The sequence below is a fragment of the Candidatus Marinimicrobia bacterium CG08_land_8_20_14_0_20_45_22 genome (genome assembly GCA_002774355.1).
In the GTDB taxonomy this organism is placed as follows: Bacteria; Fidelibacterota; UBA2242; order UBA2242; family UBA2242; genus 0-14-0-20-45-22.
The window spans coordinates 1-5,904 of the sequence record PEYN01000144.1 but is presented as its reverse complement, the minus strand read 5'-3'; the positions used below and the strand labels follow the sequence as shown (position 1 = coordinate 5,904).

Genomic DNA, 5,904 nt, shown 5'->3' with positions numbered 1-5,904 from the left:
TCGGTTCTTAACTTATTAAAAGTAGATAACCTGACGATAGTGTCTTTGCTGTATCTTTCCCACCAATTGAGAATTGTAAAAAGTGGTTTGCAGATTTTTCCGTGCTTGGCACAATAGTAAGTCGTTGTCACAGGTTCGATTAACGTTGCTAAATCTGCATGAGTCGTCGCGCGGCAAGAACGGATTGTCCTGCTGAAAATGATGCTGATCGCTTTTTTTATTTCGATGTTCTGAATTGATTTAATTTGGGTGAAGACAAAATCAATTTCGTCTCGAATCGGCTGTAGATACCATTTTTCGATAAAATTGCTGTTGGACGATTGTTTTAACGTAATGCCATATTTTTGGATCAATTTCCAGTATGTCGCTAAAAATTCATCGGACTTTTTCTGCCCGTAAGAATTCTCATCAATCTCGTTTCGCAGAACTTTTTGCTTATAATCGGGAGACGGGAAAAACTCATTGTCAAATAAAGATAGCGTTTCAGTAAGTTCGGCATCGAACTGAAGGATATTTCTCTTTAAATGAAATGCGCGAATCGAACTTGTGATTTTTGCTATTTCTTCCCGGAGAATAAATAGGTCGTACTTTCCAATTTTCACGTTGCTTATCAGAGCGTTGAAAGCGGAAATATCAATCCCGATCGCATGCATCCCAAGTTCGTTTGATTGAACTAAGGTTGTCCCGCTTCCGCAGAAAGGGTCAAGGACAATGTCGCCTTTGTGAAAAAACACCTCCTTTTTGAATTCGTCGGTATGATCATCCAGAAAATACTCAACCAACTGCGGAATGAATTTTCCCTTATACGGATGAAGCCGGTGAACGTGCTTTGTTGTGTCGGCTTCCTTCAGAAAATCAAAACTCAGATGCCAATTCAAGTCTTCGCCTAATTGATTTTTCCAGTGAATCTCGCGCCTACCAAAATACGAATCATAGTAGTTCTTCAACTCGGAAATATCCACGGATAAGGATCCATTGTTTTTGGCTTTACTGATTCGTCCGTAATTGACTAAATAGGCAATGTTGGATTCTGTGACGTTTTTCTTTAGGTAATTACTTGCCCACCGGCTGGCGTCTTTTAAAGAACGAATTTTATCTTCATTTCCGAATATTGTTTCCATTTCACTCAATTTCAAATCACCTTTTTCTTACGTGTAATATTACTTATCCTTATACATCAATCAAGCGCTTTTTATTGTTTAGCGCTTTTATTTTTCGGCTGGTTCTGATTGAATAAATATCCCTGCCATGTACCGCGACGCGTCAGTTCGTCCCGGATGCCAGCGATGACCTCGTTTTTCGATAAATGCCAGACCGGTGCGACTAACGTCCCGGCCTTGGCTTCGCCGCAGAGTCGCTGAATGCAAATATCCGGGCGCAATCTTTCGAGAAAATCAGCGACGAGAGAAATCCATTCGCTTTCCGAAAAAACGCGAAATGGTTGTTCGGCATAAATTTTGGCAAGTGGGGTGTTTTTCACGACGTGCAAATGGTGAATCTTGAGCGCATCCAGTTCGAGATTGTTCAGAACATCAGCCATCGCGAGCATTTCTTCCGAGGTTTCCGTTGGAAATCCGAGAATCAGGTGACCGGAAACATGCAAGCCGTGCGCCTTTGCCGCATGAATTGCCTGGCACGTTTGAGCGAAATCATGGCCGCGGTTAACCCATTGTAAAGTTTTGTCATAGATCGATTCAATGCCAAACTCGATGGAAATATATGAGTCGTTGTTCAGGTTTTCGAGCAATTGCAAGGTTTCTTCCGGAACGCAATCCGGGCGCGTACCGATGCAAAGTCCGACGACATCAGGAAACGAAAGCGCCTCGCGGTAAAGTCTTTCCAATTTCTCGACTGGAGCGTAAGTATTAGTATAAGGCTGAAAATAGCATAAAAACTTTTTGGCTCTGTGAAAGCGTTGAATCAACGCCATTCCGTTTTTCACCTGATCCGTGATGGATGGCAGAGATTCCGTACGCTTGGGCGCGAAACTGTCGTTACTGCAATACAGACAGCCGCCAAAACCTTTTGTACCGTCGCGCGTCGGGCAGGTAAATCCGCCATCAACCGAAACGCGATATACGCGCGTCTGAAAGCGCTCATGCAGATAACGGCTATAATGGTAATATTTTTCTTCAACAGGGAAAGGAAGAGTCATAGAATCCTTCTGGGAAATGGTGCGGACAATAGCCACGTCGGGAATTCATTGGTATGCTTATTGTTAGGGAAGGCGGGTGACAAAGCGAACAATCACCGGTTGATATAGTGGTAGATTTTTTCAGGAGCCATTTTGATCTCGAATGAAGTTTGACTGCCGACTGTCATGTCTTTGAGGATCACGATATTTTTATTGATTTCATCGTCGCCAATGATGACAACCCATTTGGCGTTCTTTTTATCGGCTTCGCGCATCTGAGATTTCATTGAGCGACGGAGAAAATCCATTTCACAGGTGATTCCTTTTCTTCGTAAATCCGCTGTGAGAACAAAACCGGCGCGACGAGCTGATTCTCCCAGCGAAACGATGTAAAGAAGTGGTTTTTCTGGCTTAGGAATCCCGCCGATTTGGTTCAGGATCAGGAGTAGACGTTCCATACCGGAGGCAACGCCGACGGCTGGAGTCGGTTTTCCGCCGAGGTCTTCGATAAGATAATCGTACCGTCCGCCGCCGCAAATGGCATCTTGCGAGCCGAGGAGCGAACTGGTGATTTCGAACGTCGTTCGTGTGTAGTAATCCAATCCGCGCACCAAACGATTATCGATTGTATAAGGAACGCCGGTCAGATCGAGCAGACGTTTCACTTCATCGAAGTGAACGCGGTCATCTTCGGATAAGTGATCTAAAATCGACGGCGCATGATTGGCAAGAATTTGCTGGCACGATTCGGCTTTGCAATCGAACAAGCGGAGAATATTTGTCTGAAAACGTTGCTGGCAGGTCGGACAGAAATCGTTCAGGAAAGGTAGTAATTCTGATTTTAAGAGTGCGAGATAGTTTTTACGGCTCTCGCGACTGCCGATGCTGTTCATGCGGATATTCATATCCCGAATGCCGAGTTGCGTATAAAATTCGTACATCGTTTGGATGACTTCTGCGTCAGATTCCGGGTTTGGCGAACCGATGATTTCGATACCGAACTGATGAAATTGCCTCAGCCGTCCTTTCTGGGGGCGCTCCTGCCGGAAAAGCGCATCTATATAATATACTTTTGTAATTGCTGAAATTTGGTCCAGCCGGTTTTGAATAAATGAACGAATGACCGGCGCCGTGAGTTCGGGCTTGAGAGTCAAACTGGTTTTGCCTTTATCGAGAAATGTATACATTTCCTTTGAGACGACGTCCGTGTCAGAACCGACGCCGCGCACGAACAGATCAGTCATCTCGAAAGCGGGCGTTCGAATCTCCTGATAATTATTTTTGTTAAAAAAATCGGCAATATATTTTTCTAAAAATTGCCATTGATAGGATTCCGACGGTAAAATGTCTTTGGTTCCTTTAATATTTTGGTACTGCATAACGGAGGATCTGGTTGATAAGGGTTATGAAATCAAGATAATTAAATTATTGTGCGTCGGCCATTCCAGACAAGATGAGTTTGGCGGATTTCAGGTGTTCTTCCGGGACGAAGATTTTAGCATAAGCGCCGGCAGTTCCAGTCGATTGAGCGAGCAGTCCGCTGGTTAGGATATTTGACGAAATTGTCGCTGGAATATTTTGATTATTCAGAGCGCCGCGGACCATCTCCGCGATGACCGGAGAAGAAAGCGTCGTCAATAAAACCCATTTGACGGGCGTTATGTTTTCCTCGGGAAGCTGATCGACCAGTGGTTCGCCACAGTCGGGACAGACGGTAAGACCTTCGACGAATTCATATTTGCACTTGGGACAATACGGCATATTACCTCCTATACAGCGGCGTCATAACATGAAAATATTTGGGCAATCTCTTCGGGTGTTTTTGCATTCATTAGATCTTCACGACATTTCGTCGAATTCAGCAGGCGCGAGAATCTGCTCAGCGGTTCAAGGTGTTTTCTTGGGAAACGCTCAGGAGTCAATAATAGAACGAAAATGTGAACCGGCTTATTGTCAATGGCGGCGAAGTCGATTCCTTCGGGAGAAATCCCGACGGAGATAAAGACGTCGTCGCTTTCAGAATATTTACCGTGCGGCAAGGCAATTCCTCTACCGACGCCTGTGCTCATCAGATTTTCCCGATCAATGACGGCTTTTTTAGCGCTGTCGGGATCCGTAATTTTTCCTTCGTCATACAATCTATCCACCAGTGCAGAAATAACCTCTTCTTTGGAGGTTGCTTCCAAAGGATAGATTATCAGATTTGGGGTCAACACCCGCGAAATTTCCATTTGTAAATCCTTATTTCAAACGACACATAGTAAATATAAGAGAATAAACCAATTTTGTAAATGTAAAACTTGATAAGCAATCCAAATGCATGATGTGGTGATGATATCTGAAATAGTATCTAAATTGATATGCGCGTTTAAACGTTCCGTGGGACCGACCTGAGGACGATTCTCAAGATGGTTTGGCTAAACGGTTTGCTTTCAAGAACGAATATCTTGCCATGGTGATATTCCTGAATGATTCGTTTGGTCAGACTGAGTCCAAGTCCCCAACCGCGGAGTTTGGTGCTGTAGCCCGGTCGAAAAATATTCTTCCGGTTTTTCTTTGGAATTCCTTTTCCGTTATCAATAACGTCAATTGCAATGTATTTTCCGTGGCGGATCGCTTTGGTCGTGATGGTAATTTTCCCGAGACTCTCTGGAACAGCGTCGAGCGCATTTTTGACAAGATTCTCGACCGCCCAAGAAAAAAGATCGGCGTTAAGATTGGCGCGATAATCGTCATCTGGTGAAAACGTCAACTGAACCGATGGACCCAACTGTGGCAGGCGTCTTCGGTAATAATCGACCGCTTCCTGAATGACCGGATTGATCGGAGTGATTTTAAATGACGACTTGGAGCCGATTTGTGAAAATCGGGTGGCGACTTTTTCCAATCGCATGATATCTTTTGACATTTCATCGATGTTTTCATTGGCGCAGGAGTCGGCTTTCAACAATTCAATCCAACCCATAAGCGACGTCAGCGGCGTACCGAGTTGGTGCGCGGTTTCTTTGGCCATACCAACCCAGATCGAGCGTTTTTCACTGCTACGGATGACGTGAAATCCGATATAACCGATGAAAATAAAAAGAGCGATGATGGAAATTTCGATAAATGGCAACATCTGGAGTTTCTGGATCAGTTTCGTGTCGCCGTAGTGGATATAACCGAGCGTATATTCCTGGTATTTCAATGGAATCGGCTGGTTTTCGCTGTCCATTTTAACCATCAACGCCGCAACGGCGGCAACATTCTCGGGCGAATGGTCTTCTTCGTCAAGATCAACGCCTTTCCACGCGGTCGGGTTTGAATTCTCCTTCTCGGAGATGATCATTGGAACCGAGATTTTATTGATAATTTCATCGAAGATAAAGCTGAAATCCTGCGCGTTGTAATCCGTCGCGGCTTTGGCATAAACTTCGGCATAAAATCGCACCAAATTGCCGGAATCGGTTCGGAGCTGCTCGACCACTTTTTGCGAATATCTGAGCAGGGCGAATGTCAATATGATCGCTAATAGAAATAAAATGCGTTTGATGTCCGCCGAGTGGCGATAGACTGCGTTCTTCATGCCCTTTCTTTCCGGAACCGGATCATGATAAAACCAACGATGGCTAACGATAAACAGGAAATAATCAGACCGATTCTGACATCAGACGGCGAATATTTCATGACGATTTCATGTTCGCCTGCCGGAACCGAAATCGAACGCAAAACATAATTCGTGCGGAAGATTTCCGTCGATTTTCCGTCGATGGAAACTTCCCAACCGTTCG

General features: G+C 44.6%; 7 protein-coding genes. All 7 read right to left on the bottom strand.

Translation table 11 applies throughout. The annotated features are described in order from the left end of the window. The coding region (locus tag COT43_08415; GenBank protein PIS27853.1) for a restriction endonuclease subunit M at positions 1–1,121 on the bottom strand (1,121 nt) is incomplete at its 3' end. A gap of 71 nt (positions 1,122–1,192) precedes the next feature. Next, positions 1,193–2,155 carry a TIGR01212 family radical SAM protein gene (locus COT43_08410; protein ID PIS27851.1) on the bottom strand — a complete coding sequence of 321 codons (963 nt, stop codon included), beginning with the start codon at positions 2,153–2,155 and terminating at the stop codon, positions 1,193–1,195. Positions 2,156–2,247: 92 nt separating this feature from the next. Then, on the bottom strand, positions 2,248–3,513 hold the full coding sequence (locus tag COT43_08405) for a histidine--tRNA ligase (protein ID PIS27850.1): 1,266 nt from the start codon (positions 3,511–3,513) through the stop codon (positions 2,248–2,250). A 46-nt stretch (positions 3,514–3,559) separates the two neighbouring features. Beyond that, the gene (locus COT43_08400; protein PIS27852.1) at positions 3,560–3,895 is read right to left on the bottom strand and encodes a hypothetical protein; all 336 of its coding nucleotides are present in this window, start codon (positions 3,893–3,895) and stop codon (positions 3,560–3,562) included. An 8-nt stretch (positions 3,896–3,903) separates the two neighbouring features. Beyond that, complete coding sequence (locus COT43_08395; GenBank protein PIS27849.1) at positions 3,904–4,365, bottom strand: PTS fructose transporter subunit IIA; 462 nt, start codon at positions 4,363–4,365, stop codon at positions 3,904–3,906. A 137-nt stretch (positions 4,366–4,502) separates the two neighbouring features. After that, the gene (locus COT43_08390) at positions 4,503–5,699 is read right to left on the bottom strand and encodes a sensor histidine kinase (GenBank protein ID PIS27848.1); all 1,197 of its coding nucleotides are present in this window, start codon (positions 5,697–5,699) and stop codon (positions 4,503–4,505) included. Then, on the bottom strand, positions 5,696–5,904 hold a 209-nt coding region (locus COT43_08385; GenBank protein PIS27847.1), incomplete at its 5' end, for a hypothetical protein. The genes COT43_08390 and COT43_08385, both read right to left, overlap by 4 nt.